Origin of the sequence: Pseudomonas sp. PDM30, assembly GCF_019218985.1 — a bacterium.
GTDB classification, from domain to species: domain Bacteria; phylum Pseudomonadota; class Gammaproteobacteria; order Pseudomonadales; family Pseudomonadaceae; genus Aquipseudomonas; species Aquipseudomonas jessenii.
In genome coordinates, this window is the sequence record NZ_JAHUWM010000004.1 from 525047 (window position 1) to 545649 (window position 20603).

The window sequence follows — 20603 nt, forward strand, 5'->3', positions numbered from 1 at the left end:
ACCAGACTCGCCCAGGCCCTATCTCTGCGCCTGCGAGCCTGCTTTCACAATTTGTCAGGTGGTTTTATGGACAGCATCAACAGCCGCATCGCCGAGGAACTCGGTGTACGCCCACAACAGGTCGAAGCGGCCGTCGCGCTACTCGATGAAGGCTCTACCGTTCCCTTCATCGCCCGTTACCGGAAAGAAGTGACCGGCAGCCTCGACGATACGCAATTGCGTCATCTGGAAGAGCGCCTGCGCTACCTGCGAGAACTCGACGAACGGCGTATCAGCATCCTCGCCAGCATCCAGGAGCAGGGCAAGCTGACCCCGCAACTTGAACGCGACATCAAGCTCGCCGACACCAAGACCCGTCTCGAAGACTTGTACCTGCCGTACAAGCAGAAGCGCCGCACCAAGGGCCAGATCGCCCTGGAAGCAGGCCTGGGCGAGCTGGCCGACGGTCTGTTCAACGACCCGTCCCTGAGCCCGGAAACCGAAGCCGCACGCTTCATCGACGCGGAAAAAGGCGTGGCCGATGTGAAGGCTGCCCTCGAAGGCGCCAAGTACATCCTGATGGAACGCTTCGCCGAAGACGCCGGCCTGCTGGACAAGCTGCGCAGCTACCTCAAGCAGGAAGCCACCCTCAGTGCCCGCGTGATTGCCGGCAAGGAAGAGGAAGGCGCCAAGTTCCGCGATTACTTCGAACACGACGAACCGCTCAAAAGCATGCCGTCGCACCGCGCCCTGGCGATTTTCCGTGGCCGTAACGAAGGCATCCTCAGCTCCGCGCTGAAAGTCGGCGACGAACTGCCGGGCACCATGCACCCGTGCGAGGGCATGATCGGCCAGCAATTCGGCATCCAGAACCAGAACCGCGCTGCCGACAAATGGCTTGGCGAAGTGGTGCGCTGGACCTGGAAGGTCAAGCTCTACACCCACCTGGAGACCGATCTGCTGGGCGAGCTGCGTGATGGCGCGGAAACCGAAGCGATCAACGTGTTCGCCCACAACCTGCACGACTTGCTGCTGTCGGCCCCGGCCGGCCCGCGCGCCACCTTGGGTCTCGACCCGGGCCTGCGCACCGGTTGCAAGGTGGCCGTGGTCGACTCCACCGGCAAGCTGCTGGATCACGCCACGGTTTACCCGCACGTGCCGCACAACAAGTGGGACCAGACCCTCGCCGTGCTCGCCGCCCTGTGCGCCAAGCACTCGGTGGACCTGATCGCCATCGGCAACGGTACCGCCAGCCGCGAAACCGACAAGCTGGCCGCTGAACTGATCAAAAAATACCCGGCCATGAAAATGACCAAGGTCATGGTTTCCGAGGCCGGTGCATCGGTTTACTCCGCCTCGGAACTGGCTTCCAAGGAATTTCCGGACCTGGATGTGTCGATCCGTGGCGCCGTGTCGATTGCCCGTCGCCTGCAAGACCCGTTGGCCGAGCTGGTGAAGATCGATCCGAAATCCATCGGTGTCGGCCAGTACCAGCACGACGTGTCGCAGCTGAAACTGGCCCGTGGCCTGGATGCGGTGGTCGAGGACTGCGTGAACGCCGTCGGCGTCGACGTGAATACGGCTTCCGTGGCACTGCTGGCACGGATCTCCGGCCTCAACGCGACCCTGGCGCAGAACATCGTCAGCCACCGCGATGAGCACGGCGCATTCAAGACTCGCGCAGCCTTGAAGAAAGTCGCGCGCCTGGGTGAAAAAACCTTCGAACAGGCCGCCGGATTCCTGCGCGTCATGAACGGCGAAAACCCGTTGGACTCCTCGGCGGTTCACCCGGAAGCCTATCCGCTGGTTCAGCGCATCGCCGCCGAAACCGACCGTGACATCCGCTCGCTGATTGGCGATGCCACGTTCCTCAAGCGTCTCGATCCGAAGAAGTACACCGATGAAACCTTCGGTTTGCCGACCGTGACCGACATCCTCCAGGAACTGGAAAAGCCCGGCCGCGACCCGCGCCCCGAGTTCAAGACCGCCGAGTTCCAGGAAGGCGTCGAAGACCTCAAGGACCTGCAACTGGGCATGATCCTCGAAGGCGTGGTGACCAACGTGACCAACTTCGGCGCCTTCGTCGATATCGGTGTGCATCAGGACGGTTTGGTGCACATCTCTGCGCTTTCGGAGAAGTTCATCAAGGATCCTCGCGAAGCGGTGAAGGCCGGTGACGTGGTGAAAGTGAAGGTCATGGAAGTCGACATCCCGCGCAAACGCGTAGGCCTGTCGATGCGCATGAGCGACACCCCGGGCGAGAAAATCGACGGTGCCCGCGGCGCACGTCCGGGTTCGGCGCCACGCCAATCCCAGAACACCGCACCGCGCAAGGAAACCACGGCAGCGGCCCCGAGCAACAACGCCATGGCTTCGCTGTTCGCCAATGCCAAGCAGCTGAAGAAACGTTGATGGACATTCCCGCCGGGCTGACCGAAAGCGCGTTTTTCAAGCTGCTGGGCTGCCGCTTGCACAGCCTGGAAACCGGGGTGGCGCAAGTCGCCCTGGGGCTGGAACCGGAGCTGCGCAATCGCGGCGGCAAGCTGCACGGCGGGGCCTTGTTCAGCCTGGTGGACATTGCCATGGGGCTGGCCTGTTCCAGCACCCACGGCTTTGACCAGCAGAGCGCGACCATCGAGTGCAAGATCAACTACATTCGCGCCGTCTCTGACGGCGAGGTGATGTGCACGGCACGGGTGATTCATCCGGGCCGCCGCACGTTGGTGGTCGAGGCTGATGTGATGCAGGGCGACAAACTGGTCGCAAAAGCACAAGGCACGTTCGCTGTCCTGTAGCTAGTCGTCATCAATTTGAGTTAATTTCAGCGCTGTGACCACAGTGTCGGAATTTCCTGTGGGAGCGGGCTTGTGGCGAGGGGGCTTGCCCCCGTTTGAGTGCGTAGCACTCACAATATCTTGGAACATCAGAGGTTTTGGGGCTGCTTCGCAGCCCAACGGGGGCAAGCCCCCTCGCCACAGGTCCACTCCCACATCGATTGCGGCGAGATCCAAAACCAGGCGAAAACGCCAGTTTTAACTTCACCCTTGTAGACCGTCTTGCCCACCCCCATATTGGGGCGACTGACGCGTGAAGGAATCCAACTTGAGCGAACTTCTCAACCGCCGCCTGGCCCTGCTCGGCGAGCGCGCTAACCTCTCTCTGCTCGAACAGTGCCTTCACGGCATCGAACGTGAATGCCTGCGCGTGACCGATGAAGGTCGCCTGGCGCAAACGCCGCACCCGGAAGAATTGGGTTCCGCGCTGACCAATGAACAGATCACCACCGACTATTCGGAGTCGCTGCTGGAGTTCATCACCCCGGCCCTGCCCGATCCTGCCGATACGCTGGCGAGCCTGGACAGCATTCACCGCTTTGCCTACAGCAAGCTCGGCAACGAGTATCTGTGGAGCCCATCGATGCCGTGCCCGTTGCCGGCCGAGGAAGATATCCCGATCGCCTATTACGGCACGTCCAACATCGGGCAGCTCAAGTACGTCTACCGCAAGGGTCTGGCCCTGCGTTACGGCAAGACCATGCAATGCATTGCCGGCATCCACTACAACTTTTCCCTGCCGGAAAAACTCTGGCCGTTGCTCAAGCAGGCCGAAGGCTTTGTCGGCACCGACCGCGACTTCCAGTCGTCGTCCTATATCGCGCTGATCCGCAACTTCCGCCGCTACAGCTGGCTGCTGATGTACCTGTTCGGCGCCTCGCCGGCACTGGACGCCGGGTTCCTGCGTGGTCGTTCGCACCAGTTGGAACAACTGGACCCGCAGACCTTGTACCTGCCGTACGCCACCAGCCTGCGCATGAGCGACCTGGGTTACCAGAGCAACGCCCAGGCTGGCCTGACACCGTGCTACAACGATCTGAACAGCTACACCGACAGCCTGCGCAAAGCGGTGGCCACGCCGTATGCGCCGTACGTCGAAGTCGGCACCCACCAGGATGGCGAGTGGGTACAGCTCAACACCAACATCCTGCAGATCGAAAACGAGTACTACTCCAACATCCGCCCCAAACGCGTGACCTACACCGGCGAGCGCCCTATCCAGGCACTGATGGCCCGTGGCATCCAGTACGTCGAAGTACGCTGCCTGGACATCAACCCGTTCCTGCCGATGGGCATCGACCTTACCGAGTCACGCTTCCTCGATGCGTTCCTGCTGTACTGCGCGCTCAATGACAGCCCGCTGCTCACCAGCACCAGTTGCGGCAACGCGACTTCGAACTTCCTCAGCGTGGTCAAGGAAGGTCGTCGTCCGGGCCTGCAACTGCAACGGGATGGCCAGTCGGTTGACCTGAAGGAATGGGCCGGCGAGCTGCTGGAAAAAATCGCCCCTCTGGCGGCGATGCTCGACCAGAGCCATGGCAGCGATGCCCACAGCAAGGCGCTGGACGCCCAGATGGCCAAGGTCCAGGACCCGTCCCTGACACCGTCGGCCCAGGTATTGGCAGCGATGGCCGAACACAAGGAAAGCTTTGCCCAGTTCTCCCTGCGCCAGAGCCAGGCCCATGCCGAGTTCTTCCGCAGCGAGCCGTTGCCGGCTGAGGAACAGGCGCAGTTTGAAGAGCGGGCGCGTTCGTCGCTGGCTCAGCAGGCTGAGCTGGAGCAGAACGAAGTCGGTGATTTCGATGTGTTTGTCGGGGCGTATCAGGCGAGCATTCTGGCGATCAGTAACTAACCTTCGAAGGTCCTGCGGATCTTATCGCGAGCAAGCTCGCTCCCACAGTGGATTCTCGGTGTGACCACAATCGTGCAAACACCATTAAACCCTGTGGGAGCGAGCTTGCTCGCGATGACCGCGTAGCGGTCGCTCCTCAAGTTGTCCTCTCATAAGCTAATTCGAAAAAGTTATTTATTTTCGAATTCTTAGATCATTTAGTCTCTTTCTCACGCCGACACTCGGTCGCCTGACAAGGAGCTTTCTGATGAAACTGACTTTCCCTCTACGCTTGCTGGCGGCCGCGTCCTTGGCTACCGCGAGTTTTTTTGCCCAGGCGGCCGACTTCACCGTCGCCTATCAGACCACCGTTGACCCGGCGAAAGTCGCCCAGGCTGACGGTGCCTACGAAAAGGCCACCAAGGCCGATATCAGCTGGCGCAAATTCGACAACGGTGCCGATATCATCGCCGCCATCGCCTCTGGTGACGTGCAGATCGGCTACCTCGGTTCCAGCCCCCTGACCGCCGCCATCACTCGCAAAGTCCCGGTAGAAACCTTCCTCATCGCCACCCAGATCGGCGCCGCCGAAGCCTTGGTCGCCCGCGACGGTTCCGGGATCAAGACCCCGCAAGACCTGATCGGCAAGAAAATCGCCGTGCCGTTTGTATCCACCGGCCACTACAGCCTGCTCGCCGCGCTGAAGCACTGGAACATCGACCCGTCGAAAGTCACCATTCTCAACCTCGCACCACCCGCGATCATTGCCGCCTGGAAACGCGGTGACATCGACGCCACGTACGTTTGGGATCCGGCCCTCGGTGTCGCCAAGGAAAACGGCAAAGTGCTGATCACCTCCGGCGAGCTGGCCAAGTTCGGCGCACCGACTTTCGATGCCTGGATCGTGCGCAAGGATTTCGCCGAGAAGCACCCGGAGATCGTCACCGCGTTCGCCAAAGTGACTCTGGACGCCTACGCCGATTACCGCAAAGACCCGCAAGCCTGGCTCGCCAATCAGGGCAACGTCGACAAGCTGGTAAAACTGTCTGGTGCCAAGGTCAGTGATATTCCATTGCTGCTGCAAGGCAACGTCTACCCGCTGGCGGCTGACCAGGTGCTCACCCTCGGCGCGCCGACCACCAAAGCCATCACCGACACCGCGGCGTTCCTCAAGGAACAAGGCAAGGTCGAGGCCGTGCTGCCGGACTACGCGCCGTACGTCAGCGCCAAGTTCATCACCAACTGATCGGGAGTCAACGCGATGGCCTTGCTACAGCTGGAGCGCATCAGCGCACAGTACCCCGGCAACCCGGAACCGGTGTTGGCGGATATCTCCCTGAGCCTGGGGCCCCGGCAATTGCTGGTCGCCCTCGGCCCGTCCGGCAGTGGCAAGACTTCGCTGTTGAACCTGATTGCCGGTTTCGTCGAACCCAGCGCCGGGCGCATCACCCTCGACGGCGTGCCCGTCAAAGGCCCGAGTGCCGAGCGCGGTGTGGTGTTCCAGGACGACGCGCTGCTGCCATGGCAAGACGTGCTGGCCAACGTCGGGTTCGGCCTGGAGCTGGCCGGTATCACCCGGGAAAAACGCGAAGCTCGCGCCAGGGAAATGCTCGCCCTGGTCGATCTGTCCGGTTTTGAACAGCGCCGCATCTGGCAGCTTTCCGGCGGCCAGAAGCAGCGCGTCGGCCTGGCTCGCGCCCTCGCCGCCGACCCGCGCGTGTTGCTGATGGACGAACCTTTCGGCGCCCTCGACGCCTTCACCCGCGAGCAGATGCAGGAGCTGTTGCTGCAGGTCTGGCAACGCACCGCCAAGCCGGTGTTCCTGATCACCCACGACATCGAAGAAGCCGTGTTCCTCGCCACCGACCTGATTCTGTTGGCGCCCAACCCGGGGCAAATCGTCGAACGCCTGAGCCTCGATTTTGGTCAGCGTTATGCCGCCGGTGAGTCGGCCCGCTCGATCAAGTCCGACCCGCGTTTTATCGAAACCCGCGAACACGTACTCGCCAAAGTGTTCTCCCAACGCAGCGCCGCCCAGCGGCAGGAGCGCGCATGAGCAGTTACGAAATTCCCGTCGCGGCGATAACGCCAGGCTCAGCCGTAGTTCCGGCAAGTCGCCGTTTGAGCACTCGCTGGATCAGTGTGCTGACGCTGGTCGTTCTCGTTGCCATTTGGTGGGCCGTGACGGCGACCGGCGTGATCGAGCCGCTGTTCCTGCCACCACCTTCCGCCGTGCTGCAAAAAGGCTGGCTACTGGCGACCTCGGGTTATATGGATTCAACCCTGTGGCAGCACCTGGGCGCGAGTCTGAGCCGCATCGGTCTGGGCCTCGGCTTTGCGATTCTCACCGCCGTGCCGGTGGGAATCGCCATCGGCGCCAACCGTATCGCCCGTGGTGTGCTCGACCCGCTGATCGAGTTCTACCGGCCGATTCCACCGCTGGCCTACCTGCCACTGATCGTGATCTGGTGCGGCATCGGTGAACTGTCGAAAGTGCTGCTGATCTACCTGGCAATCTTCGCCCCGATTGCCATTGCCACCGCCACCGGTGTGCGCACGGTCGACCCGGCCAAACTGCGTGCCGCGCAGTCGCTCGGCGCAACGCGCGTGCAGTTGATTCGCCACGTCATTTTGCCAAGTGCCTTGCCGGATATCCTGACCGGTGTGCGCATTGGCCTCGGCGTGGGTTGGTCGACGCTGGTCGCCGCCGAACTGATCGCCGCCACCAGCGGACTGGGCTTCATGGTGCAATCGGCCGCACAGTTTTTGGTCACCGATGTGGTGGTACTGGGGATTCTGGTGATCGCACTGATCGCCTTCGCAATGGAGCTCGGCCTGCGTGCCCTGCAACGCAAACTGGTGCCGTGGCATGGTCAGGTTCACTGAATGATTACCCTGTAAGAAACCCTGTGGGAGCGAGCTTGCTCGCGATTGCAGAGTGTCAGACACCACTGTTGTGACTGACATATCGCTATCGCGAGCAAGCTCGCTCCCACAGTAATCAACACCCCCGAATTTCAAGAGAATCACCATGAGTGACTTGACCATCGTCCCCCTAAGCTCTGCCCTCGGCGCACAGATCAGCGGCATCGACATCAGTCAGCCGCTGAACGTTGAACAGCGCGATGCCATCGAACAGGCCCTGCTCAAGCATCAGGTGCTGTTCTTCCGCGACCAGCCGATCACGCCACAGCAACAGGCGCGATTCGCCGCGAATTTCGGCGACCTGCACATTCACCCGATCTACCCCAATGTGCCGGAACAACCGGAAGTGCTGATCCTCGACACCGCCGTCACCGACGTACGCGACAACGCGATCTGGCACACCGACGTGACCTTCCTGCCGACCCCGGCCATGGGCGCGGTGCTCAGTGCCAAGCTGCTGCCGGAGTTTGGTGGCGACACGTTATGGGCCAGCGGGATTGCCGCCTATGAAGCCCTGTCGACGCCGCTGAAAACCTTGCTCGAAGGTCTGACCGCCACCCATGACTTCACCCGTTCGTTTCCGCTGGAGCGCTATGGCAACACGCCCCAGGCACTGGCCCAGTGGGAAGAAGCACGGCGCAAGAATCCGCCGCTGTCGCACCCGGTGATCCGCACGCACCCGGTAAGCGGGCGCCGCTCGCTGTTCGTCAACGAAGGTTTCACTTCGAAGATCAACGAGCTGTCGGAAACCGAGAGTGAGGCGATTCTGAAGTTCCTGTTCGCCCATTCAACGCGGCCGGAATTCACCATTCGCTGGCGCTGGCAGAAAGACGACATCGCATTCTGGGATAACCGCGTGACCCAGCATTACGCGGTGGATGACTACCGGCCGGCGCGGCGGGTGATGCAGCGGGCGACGGTGTTGGGGGATGTGCCTTTCTTTCGGTAAACAGCCAGTTTTTGTACTGACCTTGATGGCCCCATCGCGAGCAAGCTCGCTCCCACAGGTTCGGCGGTGTTCACAGGCTTTGTGTACGACACGGACACTGTGGGAGCGAGCTTGCTCGCGATGGGGACGGAACTGACGCCGACAAGTTACTCCGCCGTCGAAGGCTTCTCCCAAAGATTGATCCCGCCCTCCTGGGCAAACCGGTCAATCTCCGCCAGTTCCTCTGCACTAAAGCTCAGGTTCTTCAACGCCCCGACGTTCTCGATGATCTGCTCCGGCCGACTCGCGCCAATCAAGGCCGAAGTGATCCGAGGATCGCGCAGGGTCCAGGCCAGCGCCAGTTGCGCCAGGCTCTGGCCACGACGCCTGGCGATTTCGTTGAGTGCCCGCACCTGGGCGATGTTGGCCTCGGACAAGTGCGACGCCTGCAACGAACCACCCCCCGGACGATTGACCCGTGCATCCGTCGGCACGCCGTTGAGGTATTTGTCGGTCAGCAATCCCTGCGCCAGCGGCGTGAAGGCAATCACGCCAGTGCCGAGTTCGTCGGTGGTATCGAGCAGGTCTTTTTCCACCCAGCGATTGAGCAGGTTGTAGGCCGGCTGGTGAATCAGCAGCGGCACTTTCCACTCTTTGAGCAACGTCGCCATTTCGCGGGTTTTCACCCCGGAATAAGACGAAATGCCGATGTACAGCGCCTTGCCCTGCTGCACCGCAGTGGCCAGTGCGCTGGCGGTTTCTTCCAGCGGGGTGTCCGGATCGAAGCGGTGGGAATAAAAGATGTCGACGTAGTCCACGCCCAGGCGTTGCAGGCTCTGGTCGAGGCTGGCCAGCACGTACTTGCGCGAACCGCCGCCCTGACCGTAAGGGCCGGGCCACATGTCCCAACCGGCCTTGCTGGAAATGATCAGCTCGTCGCGGTACTGCTTGAAGTCTTCGCGCAGTAAACGGCCGAAGTTGATCTCGGCGCTGCCATACGGCGGGCCGTAGTTGTTGGCCAGGTCGAAATGGTTGATGCCCAGATCGAATGCCGTGCGCAACAACGCGCGCTGGGTATCGATCGGCGTGCTGTCGCCGAAGTTGTGCCACAGGCCCAACGACAGCGCCGGCAACACCAGGCCGCTGCGGCCCACGCGGCGGTAAGGGATGGAGTCGTAGCGGTTTTCGGCAGCGGTGTAAGTCATCGAATCCTCTCTTGTCTGTCTTGAATCTGGTATCGACTGCTTTGCCAGTCGCCCAGCATACGCCCGGACAGACGCCAGAAAACCCCGGATTCGACTAATGGCTGAAACGTTTCACATGCTCCCCATTTACCAGCTACCGGGCCTGCGCAAACACCTCTCCCAACCAATCCACAAATACCCGAACCCGTGGCGACATGTGTCGATTGTGTGGATAAAGCACTGACACCGGCATTGGCGGCGGCGGTGTCTCGGTGAGGATTTCCTTCACCAGCCCCTGGGCGATCTGCGTTTCCATCCGGTAATGCGGGCACTGGATCAAGCCCAGTCCGGCGATGGCCGAGGCTGCGTAGATTTCGGCGCCGAACACCGAAACGGCGCCATCGATGGTCACTTCCCTGAGTTCGCCGTCCACCATGAATTCGAACGGGAACAACTTGGCGGTGGTGCGTGAGACGTAGTTCACCGCGCGGTGGTACTTCAGGTCGTCGAGGCTTTTTGGCTCGCCGTTTTTACGCAGATAGGCAGGGCTGGCGCAGGTGATCTGGCGTAGGTTGGCGACACGTTTTCCGATCAGCGCGGAGTCGCTCAAAGTGCCGGCGCGCAGCACGCAGTCGACGCCTTCGGCGATCAAGTCGACAAAGCGGTCAGCCTCGCTAATGGACAGCTCGATGTCGGGATAACGCGCCATGAATTGTGGCAAAGCAGGGATCACGAAGTGCTTGGCCAATGTCCCGTGCAAGTCCACCCGCAACCGCCCCTTCGGTGCCACACCGCGAAACGCCAATTCCGCTTCTTCCAGCTCTGCCAGCAGTTGCACGCAACGCAGGTAGTACGCCTCGCCATCCAGCGTCGGACGCACTTTACGCGTGCTGCGCTCCAACAAACGCGTACCCAGCCAGGCCTCGAACTGATTCAAGGTGTGGGTCAGCGTCGCGCGTGGCAGGTTCAGGTCATCGGCAGCCTGCGTGAAGCTGCTGCGCTCGTAGATCCGCACAAAAACCTTCATCGCTTTGACTTGGTCCACAGCTCACTCCAGGCACTCGATTGTTGGCGATTATTGAACAGTCAAGGCAACTCTCGTGCATTTATCGCCCTGAGTAAACATGTGAAATTGGCTTCACACCCCATCAACAGGAACACCAACATGGCTCATCAAACTCCGAAAGTTGCCATCGTGACCGGCGCCTCCCGCGGCATTGGCGCGGTCATCGCCAAACAACTGGCCAGCGAAGGTTTCGCCGTTGCCATCAACTACGCCAGCAGCGCCACCGAAGCGTCGAAACTGGTGGTGGAGCTGCGTCAGGCCGGTTGCCAGGCCCTTGCGATCAAGGCCGATGTAGCCAACGCCGACGACGTACGCCGGATGTTCGACGAGGTTGAAACCCAGTTCGGCAAGGTCGATGTGTTGGTGAACAACGCCGGCATCCTCAAAGTGCTGCCGCTGGCGCAACACAGCGACGAACTGTTCGAGCAGAACTTCAACATCCACGCTCGCGGTACCTTCAATACCCTGCGTGAAGCGGCGACCCGCCTGAACAGCGGTGGCCGGATCATCAACTTCTCCAGCAGCACCGTCGGCATGAACCTGCCGGGCTACGCGGTGTACATCGCCAGCAAAGCGGCAGTGGAATCTCTGACTCAGGTGTTCGCCAAAGAGATGCGCGGCCGCAACATCACCGTCAACGCCGTGGCCCCTGGGCCCGTGGCCACCGACTTGTTCCTGCATGGCAAGAGCGAAGAACAGATCCAGACCTTCGCCAAAATGGCGCCGCTGGAGCGTCTGGGGCAGCCGGAGGACATTTCCCGTGTCGTGTCGTTTCTGGCGGGGCCGGATTCGGGTTGGGTCAATGGGCAGATTTTGCGGGTGAATGGCGGGTTGGTTTAACTGAGTTCACACTGAGACCGCAGCGCCCCCAATCGCGAGCAAGCTCGCTCCCACAGGGGATCTCCTTTGAGCACAAATTTTGTGAGCAACCAAGATCAATGTGGGAGCGAGCTTGCTCGCGATGGCTGCCTCCAAAGCAATGCACATCTGAAGGGCGGGACAGTTCATGCACACCACCATCATCATCACCTTCGGCCTGATTCTCCTGGCGCTGATGCTCTACATCGGCGAGAAAGTCGGCTTCACCCGCCAGACCCTGGCCTACGGTTTTATCCTGCTGTGGCTGGCGCTAACGCTAATCAATGGCGCAGTCGGCATAGTGCATGCCGGCCAGCCATTGAGCAGCGAACTGGTGGTCGGTAGCGCCGTGTTCGGTGTCCCGGTGGCGGCGCTGGTGTTGTTCATGGTGTTGACCACCGAAACGTGAAGGCCTTGATCAACGCACCAGATGCAGGAACTGCATGTGCCGTTCGTACTGGTCGAGGATGTCGTTGATGATCTGTTCCTTGGTGTAGCCCACCAGATCGTAGTCCTGACTGCCCTCGCTCAAATGCACTTCGGCCCGGTAGTAACGGCGATTGTTGAGTTGCTTGGAACCCATGCCGCCACGGGCAAACGATGGCGTGAAATAGCCGCGCATCTGCACCTGATAAACGAACGGATGCTGGTCGCCATGGCCGATTTCCAGGCTGACGCTGTCATTGGCCGGGTCCGGGTGTGTCGCTACGTGCAAACCCTTTTCGGTGAACACGGCAGACACTTCTTCAATCGCCGGACGCACCGTCGTATCGAGGAAACGGTAGACCTCATCCCGCGACGGGAAATGCACCGCCTGACTCAGGCGCTGGCGCCAACCGCCCCGCCGTGAACCGGACACCGGTGCCAAGGAATGCATCTGCGCAATCTGCTTCTGCGATTCCAGATAAAACGCCTTGTGCAGCCCCCACATCATCAACAGCAAGATCAGCGAGAACGGCAACGAGGTCAGGACCACCGCCGACTTCAACGCATCGATACTGCCGGAAAACAGCAGCGCGCTGGTCACCAATGCGGTCATCGCGCCCCAGAAAACCCGCAGCCATTTCGGCCCGTCTTCATCAGGATTGCCGCCCTTGGCGGACAGCGTCGACAGCACCACGGTGCCGGAGTCGGCGGAGGTGACGAAGAACACGAAGCTGATGAACACCGTGACCGCAATGACGGTTTTGCTCCACGGGTAGGTTTCCAGCAACAGGTAGAGCGTCATCGACGGATTGTCGATGGCCGACATGCCGAGCGCGCTCATGCCGTGGTTGAGCACTTGATCGATGGCGCTGTTGCCGAAGATCGACATCCACGCCAGGGTGAAGCCGAGCGGAATCAACAGCACGCCGAAGACGAACTCGCGGATGGTGCGACCACGGGAAATCCGAGCGATGAACAGGCCCACGAACGGTGACCATGCTATCCACCAGGCCCAGTAGAACACTGTCCAGCCGCCCAGCCAGTCGCTGGGTTTGTCGTAGGCGTAGAGGTCGAAACTCTTCATCGGCAAGGCGCCGAGGTAATCGCCAAGGTTCTGGATCAGGGTGTTGAGCAGGTGCTGCGTGGGGCCGGCGAACAACACGAACAGCAGCAGCGCACAGGCCAGCAACATGTTGATGTCGGACATGACCCGCACACCCTTGTCGACGCCGGATACGGCAACGATGATCGCAGCGCCCATCATCAAGGTGATCAGGCCGACCTGAACCCATTGGGTGTGGGCGATGCCGAACAGGTAGTCCAGGCCCGAGTTGAGGTGCAACACACCGAAGCCCATATCGGCACCGAGGCCGAACACCGTGGCGATGATGCCGAAGCCATCCACCGCGTAGCCGATGGGGCCATTGATGCGCTTGCCGATCAGCGGATACAGCGCCGAGCGCAGGGCCAGTGGCAGGTTATGCCGGTAGGCAAAGTAGGCCAGCGCCATGCCGACAAAGGCGAACACGCCCCAGCCATGCAGGCCCCAGTGCAGAAACAGAATCTGCATCGCCTGGCGCGCAGCATCTGCCGTACCGGCCTCGCCCTGGGGCGGTTGCAGCATATGGGTCAGCGGCTCGGACACACAGAAGAAAAACAGGGTGATGCTGATCCCGGCGGCGAACAGCATGCCGGCCCAGGACAAATAACTGAATTCGGGTTCGTCGTGGTCGGCACCGAGCTTGATCTTGCCGTAGCCGGACAAGGCGGTGACCACCACGAAGACCAGATACAGGGTCATCGCCAGCAGGTAATACCAGCCGACCGTATTGGCCGCCCAGTTTTGCGCCGCCAGCAACCAGGCACCGGCCTGCTCGGGCATGGCGATGACAACGACACCAAACAACAGAATGAAGCTTGCCGAGAACCAGAACACCGGCGGATTCATGCGGATCAGACCGCTTGGAGGGATGGACGATGCACTCATGTTCGGTGCACCTCGAAGGGGTAAAACGTGGCTGTAGAAATCGGACTCAGCAAAGGCAAGCCTCCTGTTGTGAGCGGGCAGCGAACCGCCGGTTTAACTTGAATGAACGTTCAAGTTAAACATGAATAGGGGGCTAAGGACTAATCGCAGGGCTCGGCGGTACTGGTATTACGCTAGCTCAAGGGAGGGTTCGGCGCAGGATCAAATCAGGGCCACTGGCTCGATTCGGCTTGAAATCCAATCGCGAGCAAGCTCGCTCCCACAGTTGACCGCGTCCCCCTGTGGGAGCGAGCTTGCTCGCGATGAGGCCTGAGAAATCAGTGGAGATTTAGAGGCCTACTTCTGCGCCCCATCATCATGCTGCAGATTCGCCTGGGTCAGGTTGCTGCCCGCCGGCACGCTGCGGGTCAGCCAGACGTTGCCGCCGATGGTCGAACCCTGGCCGATGGTGATCCGCCCGAGAATCGTCGCCCCGGCATAAATCACCACGTCATCCTCGACTATCGGGTGTCGTGGCTGGCCTTTCTGCAACTGACCGTCTTCGTCCGCCGGGAAGCGCTTGGCGCCCAAAGTCACCGCCTGATAGATCCGCACGCGCTCGCCGATGATCGCGGTTTCGCCAATCACCACACCCGTCCCGTGGTCGATGAAGAAACTGCGGCCGATCTGCGCTCCAGGGTGAATGTCGATGCCGGTGGCCGAGTGAGCGATTTCCGCGCTGATCCGCGCCAGCAGTGGCAACCCGGCGCGATACAAATGGTGGGCCAGACGATGGTGAATCACCGCCAGAATCCCCGGGTAGCACAACAGCACTTCATCGACACTGCGCGCCGCCGGGTCACCGTGATAGGCAGCCAATACGTCAGTGTCCAACAGGCTGCGCAACCCTGGCAAAGCGAGGGCGAAGTCCTGAATGATCTGGATGGTTTTGGCTTCGACTTCAGTCTCGGCCTGGGCACTGTGGCGCGCGGCGTAGCGCAATTCGAGCCGCGCTTGGGCCAACAGCGCATTCAGCGCCACATCGAGGGTGTGGCCGACGTAGAAATCTTCGCTCTCTTCGCGCAGGTCAACCGGCCCCAGGCGCATCGGGAACAACGCACCGCACAGCGCTTCGAGAATCTCCGCCATGGCTGCGCGGGACGGCAATTCGCGACCGCCCTGCTCGCCGCTGGCCCGGCCGTTTTGTGCACGCCACTGTTCACGTGCCGTGCGCAGCTGGCTGACGATGGTCTGCAATTGCCAATGGCTGGAACGCTCACTCACGGTAAAAACTCCTCACGGGCGGCCGGACTGTCTGGCCGCACTGACGGCGATTACTTTACGGCAAGGGTCGCAAGGCAAATTAAGAACCAATAGTGCTGTGCTCAGTTCGATTGGCTATAAGCGATTGACGGTTGCCCCGGCTTTTGGGCGTGCCTATAGTCCTGAGATCTTCAACCGCCAGTACGGACTCATGATCAAACAACAGCTCGCCCGCTTTAACCGCCTCGACCTGCTCGGTCAGCCCACCGCCCTGGAAAAACTCGAACGCCTGTCGACCTGGCTGGGCCGCGACCTGTACGTCAAGCGCGATGACCTGACGCCGCTGGCGATGGGCGGCAACAAGCTGCGCAAACTCGAATACCTGGCCGCCGATGCCTTGGCCCAGGGTGCCGACACCTTGATCACGGCGGGCGCGCTGCAATCGAACCACGTGCGCCAGACCGCCGCCATTGCCGCAAAGTTGGGGCTGGGCTGCGTAGCCCTTCTGGAAAATCCTCTGGGCACTGACGACAGCAATTACACCGGCAACGGCAACCGCCTGCTGCTCGACCTGTTCGATGCCAAGGTCGAATTGGTGGAAAACCTCGACAACGCCGACGAGCAACTGCAAGCCCTGGCCAACCGACTGTGCAGCAACGGCAAGAAGCCGTACCTGGTGCCGATCGGTGGTTCCAATGCCTTGGGCGCCCTGGGTTACGTGCGCGCGGGGCTGGAACTGGCCGAGCAGATCAAGGACACCGGCCTGAAGTTCGCCGCTGTGATCCTGGCCTCGGGCAGCGCCGGTACCCACAGCGGCTTGGCACTGGCCTTGAGTGAAGCGCTGCCGGATCTGCCAGTGATTGGCGTGACGGTTTCGCGCAGCGATGCAGATCAGCGACCAAAGGTTCAAGGTCTGGCCGAACGCACCGCCGAGTTGCTGGGCGTCAGCCTGCCGGAGGCTTTCAAGGTCGAGTTGTGGGATGAGTATTTCGCCCCGCGTTATGGCGAGCCGAATGCCGGCACACTGGCAGCGGTGAAGCTGCTGGCGAGTCAGGAAGGCTTGCTGCTGGACCCGGTCTACACTGGCAAGGCCATGGCGGGCTTGCTGGACGGTATCGGCCGTCAGCGTTTCAACGAGGGGCCGATTATCTTCCTGCACACCGGCGGGGCACCGGCGCTGTTTGCCTACAAGGATTTCCTGTAGCAGCGAGCTTGCTCGCGATGGACGACAGGGCACCGCGGGGTGTCAGGTTGCAAGCGTTATCGTTGACGACCATCGCGAGCAAGCTCGCTCCCACAGTAAAAACACAAGCTATTCCAAAATGGAATAACCAGAAGATTAATTATTATTTTCCAATCTAAAAACGCCATCATATAGTCATGCTACAGGCGAATTTCCCGAGAGACGCATTCGCTGCTTTAAGGCAGGATAGCGCTGTCGCTTAATTCCCGATTTCGCCAAATTTTCGCAAAAGCGTCTTCCATAAGAAAACACAGGGGCTTGTCATGAATTTTTCCGCACTACGTCGCAATCTGCTGGTGGGTTCGCTGGGCCTGGCACTGAGCGCCGGCCTGATTGGCCAGGCGGTTGCCGGTGAGCAACTGCAACAAATCAAGGACAAAGGCGTAATCAACGTCGGCCTGGAAGGCACCTACCCACCGTTCAGTTTCGTCGACGCCGACGGCAAACTGGCCGGCTTCGAAGTCGAGTTCTCCGAAGCCCTGGCCAAAGAGCTGGGCGTGAAGGTCAAGCTGCAACCGACCAAATGGGACGGCATCCTCGCGGCCCTGGAATCCAAGCGTCTGGACGCAGTGATCAACCAGGTGACCATCTCCGAAGAGCGCAAGAAGAAGTATGACTTCTCCGAGCCGTACACCGTTTCCGGTATTCAGGCGCTGGTGCTGACGAAGAAGGCCGCCGAGCTGAACATCAAGTCCGCCGCTGACCTGTCTGGCAAGAAAGTCGGCGTAGGCCTGGGCACCAACTACGAGCAGTGGGTGAAAGAAAATGTGCCCAAGGCTGACGTCCGCACCTACGAAGATGATCCGACCAAGTTCCAGGACCTGCGTGTCGGCCGCATCGACGCCATTCTGATCGACCGCCTGGCCGCGCTCGAATACGCCAAGAAAGCCAAGGACACCACCGCTGCCGGTGATGCGTTCTCCCGTCAGGAAGCCGGTATTGCCCTGCGCAAAGGCGAGCCTGAGCTGCTGGCAGCTGTGAACAAAGCCATCGACAAGCTGCGCGCCGACGGTACGCTGAAAAAGCTTTCGGAAAAATACTTCAGCGCTGACGTCACTCAATAATGGAAGAAGCTTTTCAACTCGCACTGGACTCCGCGCCCTTTCTGCTCAAGGGCGCGTATTACACGGTCATCCTCAGCCTGGGCGGGATGTTCTTCGGCCTGGTGATGGGGTTCGGTCTGGCGCTGATGCGCCTGTCGCGCTTCAAACTGGTGAGCTGGATCGCCCGCATCTACGTGTCGTTCTTTCGCGGCACGCCGTTGCTGGTGCAACTGTTCGTGATCTATTACGGCTTGCCGCAATTGGGTCTGGAACTGGATCCGCTGCCAGCGGCCCTGATCGGCTTCTCGCTGAACATGGCCGCCTACGCCTGTGAAATCCTGCGTGCCGCGATCAGCTCCATCGAGCGCGGCCAGTGGGAAGCGGCTGCCAGTATCGGCATGACCCGCGCGCAGACTCTGCGCCGGGCCATCCTGCCGCAGGCGATGCGCACCGCATTGCCGCCGCTGGGCAACAGCTTCATTTCGCTGGTAAAAGACACCGCGCTGGCCGCTACCATCCAGGTGCCGGAACTGTTCCGTCAGGCGCAGCTGATCACCGCCCGCACCTTCGAAATCTTCACCATGTATCTTGCCGCCGCACTGATCTACTGGGTCCTGGCCACGGTGCTGTCGCACCTGCAGAACCAGTTGGAAGCGCGGGTCAATCGGCACGACCAGGAGTCCTGACCCGATGATTGTCGTGGAAAAACTGACAAAGCAGTTCAAGGGTCAAGTCGTGCTCAACGGCATCGATCTTGAGGTCAAGGAAGGCGAGGTGGTCGCGATCATCGGCCCTAGCGGTTCGGGCAAGACCACCTTCCTGCGCTGCCTGAATTTTCTGGAAGAACCCACCAGCGGCCGGATCAAGGTCGGCGATATCGAGGTCGATACCAGCCGTCCCCTGAACCAGCAGCAGAGCCTGGTGCGGCGTTTGCGCCAGCACGTAGGTTTCGTGTTCCAGAACTTCAACCTGTTCCCCCATCGCACCGCCCTGGAAAACGTCATCGAAGGCCCGATCGTGGTCAAGAAGACCCCACATGCCGACGCCGTTGCCCTGGGTAAGAAGCTCTTGGCCAAGGTCGGCCTGGCGGGCAAGGAGGACGCTTACCCGCGTCGCCTCTCCGGTGGCCAGCAACAGCGCGTGGCGATTGCCCGGGCGCTGGCGATGGAGCCGGAAGTGATCCTGTTCGATGAGCCGACCTCAGCCCTCGACCCGGAGCTGGTGGGCGAGGTATTGGCGACCATCCGCGGCCTGGCCGAAGAGAAGCGCACCATGGTGATCGTTACCCACGAAATGGGCTTTGCCCGGGACGTGGCCAACCGTGTGGTGTTTTTCGACAAGGGTGTGATCGTCGAGCAAGGCGAAGCGAAGGCATTGTTTGCCAACCCGAAAGAGGAGCGGACAAAACAGTTTCTCAGCAAGTTCCTGAATAACGCCCACAACTAACAACCCTGCTCAACAATGGTCATCTTCCATGGACGGAAGTGACACCCCCGAAAAAAACACCTCATCAATACCAAACTAAACCCATCTATTCCATATACATATTTTGTACGCGCGCGCGGTACATATATATGCATCGCAACAATTAATCCCCCTATCTCCACCATGTTCCTTTCGCAGCACCTGGCCAACAACGCCCGCCGAGCCGCCCGACTTCAGCCACTTTCAGCGGACAAATTCGACGCAGCGGCATGGTTTACTTACTTTGCGCCGTAGGAACTTTCTGAATAACATCACGCATCACCCACAACTAATAAATCTTATTGACACTTGCTCCCCCTGACTCTTATCTAGTCTCCGACCAACATCACTCTTCACGCCAAACTCATTATTTCAATTAAAAATAATGAATGGTTTTGCTGTTCGATATTTAGTTTTTGAATTCCCAGAAACGGACTTCGCTGCAAGACTTCAAGGAGACTTCATGAAAAGCACCTCGAACAAATCCGCGCTTGTGGCCCCGACCTTGGCGCAATCCAACAAGACCGGCATCAACGTCACTTGCGCGGCGCACCTGCTGATCGATGTGGCGCCCTACCCCGCCATGGACGAAGGTGACCTGATCGAACTGTTCTGGGACAACTGCTACGTGGCCTCCCGCGTGCTGACGGCCAGCGCTGTCGGCCAACCGGTGCAGCTGCGGGTGCCTGAAAGTTTTGTCGCCAACGGGACCTCGCGCATTCACTACCGGGTCATGCAGGTGGGTCGAGACCCGGTGATTTCGGCCAGCCGAAACGTGCAGATCAAACTCGACTGCCCAGGCGGCCAACCCTCCGCACTGTGCGGCGATGAAAACCAGTGCCTGGCACCGGTGAGCATTCCCGAAGCGATTCGCCGTCAAGGGGTCAATCCGAGCCAGGTCAAGCGCGGTGTTCCCTTGACCATCGAGCCGTATCTGAACATGGCCGTCGACGACGAAATCACCCTGCGCTGGGGCGATGTGCGCATGGATCTGCCACGGCTCAAGGCCGTCGATGTGGGTCAGCCGATTCAGGTCTGGATACCGCCGGCCATCATCCTCGAAGCCGGTGAAGACCTGCGGCTGGAAGTGACGTACTGCATTCTCGACCGGGTGGGAAACAACTCCCGCTGGGCGCCAGCCCGTACGCTGAAAATCGGTTGCGCCAATCCTTATCTGAAAGTCCCCCCGAAAAAAGTGCTCAAGGCCGCCGAACCCCGCAAGCAATGAATACCGCTTCTGTGGCGAGGGGGCTTGCCCCCGTTGGGGTGCGAAGCGCCCCCAAAACCCTGCAATTGAGTCCATTCAAATAAATCGTGGAGAAAGGTTTTGCGACTGCTGCGCAGTCGAACGGGGGCAAGCCCCCTCGCCACAGGGATTGCGTTCGCCCATGGGAACACCCTTCTATACATATTCCTAAAAGTTAGTTCATAAAATATTTATACGCGTTTAGGGTATATACACCGGACCACCGGACATCCTTGTTTTCATGCGCCGCCACAAGCGGCGCTTCCATAAGATGTGAGGTAGGTATGGTCCGGAACACAATCACCCCAGTGCAGATCGCCAGGGCATTGCGTGCAGCCAAGGAGCGG

At 60.4% G+C, this 20603-nt stretch carries 18 protein-coding genes; 14 read left to right on the top strand and 4 right to left on the bottom strand.

Features of this window, described 5'->3' with window-relative positions; all coding sequences use genetic code 11:
• Positions 1-66: 66 nt before the first annotated feature.
• From KW840_RS12950 to tauD, 7 genes are all read left to right on the top strand, one after another.
• Positions 67-2391: a Tex family protein gene (locus tag KW840_RS12950; protein WP_057712467.1), complete on the top strand. Its 2325-nt coding sequence runs from the start codon at positions 67-69 to the stop codon at positions 2389-2391.
• On the top strand, positions 2391-2774 hold the full coding sequence (locus tag KW840_RS12955) for a PaaI family thioesterase (RefSeq protein WP_218495341.1): 384 nt from the start codon (positions 2391-2393) through the stop codon (positions 2772-2774). Before KW840_RS12950 ends, KW840_RS12955 begins: the two co-directional genes overlap by 1 nt.
• A 307-nt stretch (positions 2775-3081) precedes the next feature.
• Positions 3082-4665 carry a glutamate--cysteine ligase gene (gene gshA, locus KW840_RS12960; protein WP_218495342.1) on the top strand — a complete coding sequence of 528 codons (1584 nt, stop codon included), beginning with the start codon at positions 3082-3084 and terminating at the stop codon, positions 4663-4665.
• A gap of 247 nt (positions 4666-4912) precedes the next feature.
• Positions 4913-5890 (top strand): taurine ABC transporter substrate-binding protein, encoded by a 978-nt coding sequence (gene tauA, locus KW840_RS12965; RefSeq protein WP_218495343.1) that lies wholly within the window; start codon positions 4913-4915, stop codon positions 5888-5890.
• A gap of 15 nt (positions 5891-5905) precedes the next feature.
• A complete protein-coding gene (gene tauB / locus KW840_RS12970; RefSeq protein ID WP_218495345.1) occupies positions 5906-6700 on the top strand; it encodes a taurine ABC transporter ATP-binding subunit in 795 nt (264 codons plus the stop codon).
• Positions 6697-7530 (top strand): taurine ABC transporter permease TauC, encoded by an 834-nt coding sequence (gene tauC / locus KW840_RS12975; protein WP_218495348.1) that lies wholly within the window; start codon positions 6697-6699, stop codon positions 7528-7530. Before tauB ends, tauC begins: the two co-directional genes overlap by 4 nt.
• 145 nt (positions 7531-7675) lie before the next feature.
• Positions 7676-8518, top strand: a complete 843-nt coding sequence (gene tauD / locus KW840_RS12980; protein WP_218495350.1) for a taurine dioxygenase — start codon at positions 7676-7678, stop codon at positions 8516-8518.
• 146 nt (positions 8519-8664) lie between these two features.
• Here tauD and mgrA read toward each other — a convergent pair whose 3' ends face one another.
• Both mgrA and KW840_RS12990 read right to left on the bottom strand, forming a co-directional pair.
• Positions 8665-9702 carry an L-glyceraldehyde 3-phosphate reductase gene (gene mgrA / locus KW840_RS12985; protein ID WP_218495352.1) on the bottom strand — a complete coding sequence of 346 codons (1038 nt, stop codon included), beginning with the start codon at positions 9700-9702 and terminating at the stop codon, positions 8665-8667.
• A 133-nt stretch (positions 9703-9835) separates the two neighbouring features.
• A complete protein-coding gene (locus tag KW840_RS12990) occupies positions 9836-10726 on the bottom strand; it encodes a LysR family transcriptional regulator (protein WP_218495354.1) in 891 nt (296 codons plus the stop codon).
• A 120-nt stretch (positions 10727-10846) separates the two neighbouring features.
• On the opposite strand from KW840_RS12990, the gene KW840_RS12995 reads away from it, so the two are divergent.
• Together KW840_RS12995 and KW840_RS13000 are read left to right on the top strand one after the other, a co-directional pair.
• The gene (locus KW840_RS12995) at positions 10847-11587 is read left to right on the top strand and encodes an SDR family oxidoreductase (protein WP_218495356.1); all 741 of its coding nucleotides are present in this window, start codon (positions 10847-10849) and stop codon (positions 11585-11587) included.
• A gap of 166 nt (positions 11588-11753) precedes the next feature.
• Positions 11754-12014 carry a hypothetical protein gene (locus KW840_RS13000; RefSeq protein WP_150812047.1) on the top strand — a complete coding sequence of 87 codons (261 nt, stop codon included), beginning with the start codon at positions 11754-11756 and terminating at the stop codon, positions 12012-12014.
• Positions 12015-12023: 9 nt separating this feature from the next.
• On the opposite strand, the gene betT is transcribed toward KW840_RS13000, so the two are convergent.
• Positions 12024-13979, bottom strand: coding sequence for a choline transporter BetT (gene betT, locus KW840_RS13005; protein WP_173677922.1), 1956 nt, complete (start codon positions 13977-13979; stop codon positions 12024-12026).
• 375 nt (positions 13980-14354) lie between these two features.
• Entirely contained in the window at positions 14355-15281 is a 927-nt protein-coding gene (epsC, locus tag KW840_RS13010; protein ID WP_090452493.1) for a serine O-acetyltransferase EpsC, read from the bottom strand.
• Positions 15282-15471: 190 nt separating this feature from the next.
• Between epsC and KW840_RS13015 the strand changes: the two genes are divergently transcribed.
• The 5 genes from KW840_RS13015 (at position 15472) to KW840_RS13035 (ending at position 20238) form a co-directional block, all read left to right on the top strand.
• Positions 15472-16464: a D-cysteine desulfhydrase gene (locus KW840_RS13015; RefSeq protein WP_218495358.1), complete on the top strand. Its 993-nt coding sequence runs from the start codon at positions 15472-15474 to the stop codon at positions 16462-16464.
• A 302-nt stretch (positions 16465-16766) separates the two neighbouring features.
• Positions 16767-17567, top strand: a complete 801-nt coding sequence (tcyJ, locus tag KW840_RS13020) for a cystine ABC transporter substrate-binding protein (protein ID WP_090452489.1) — start codon at positions 16767-16769, stop codon at positions 17565-17567.
• The gene (tcyL, locus tag KW840_RS13025; protein ID WP_007983131.1) at positions 17567-18232 is read left to right on the top strand and encodes a cystine ABC transporter permease; all 666 of its coding nucleotides are present in this window, start codon (positions 17567-17569) and stop codon (positions 18230-18232) included. The genes tcyJ and tcyL overlap by 1 nt, the downstream gene beginning before the upstream one ends.
• Positions 18233-18236: 4 nt before the next feature.
• Positions 18237-18992 (top strand): L-cystine ABC transporter ATP-binding protein TcyN, encoded by a 756-nt coding sequence (gene tcyN, locus KW840_RS13030; RefSeq protein ID WP_108216113.1) that lies wholly within the window; start codon positions 18237-18239, stop codon positions 18990-18992.
• Positions 18993-19473: 481 nt separating this feature from the next.
• On the top strand, positions 19474-20238 hold the full coding sequence (locus KW840_RS13035; protein WP_218495360.1) for a hypothetical protein: 765 nt from the start codon (positions 19474-19476) through the stop codon (positions 20236-20238).
• The last annotated feature ends 365 nt before the right edge of the window (positions 20239-20603 follow it).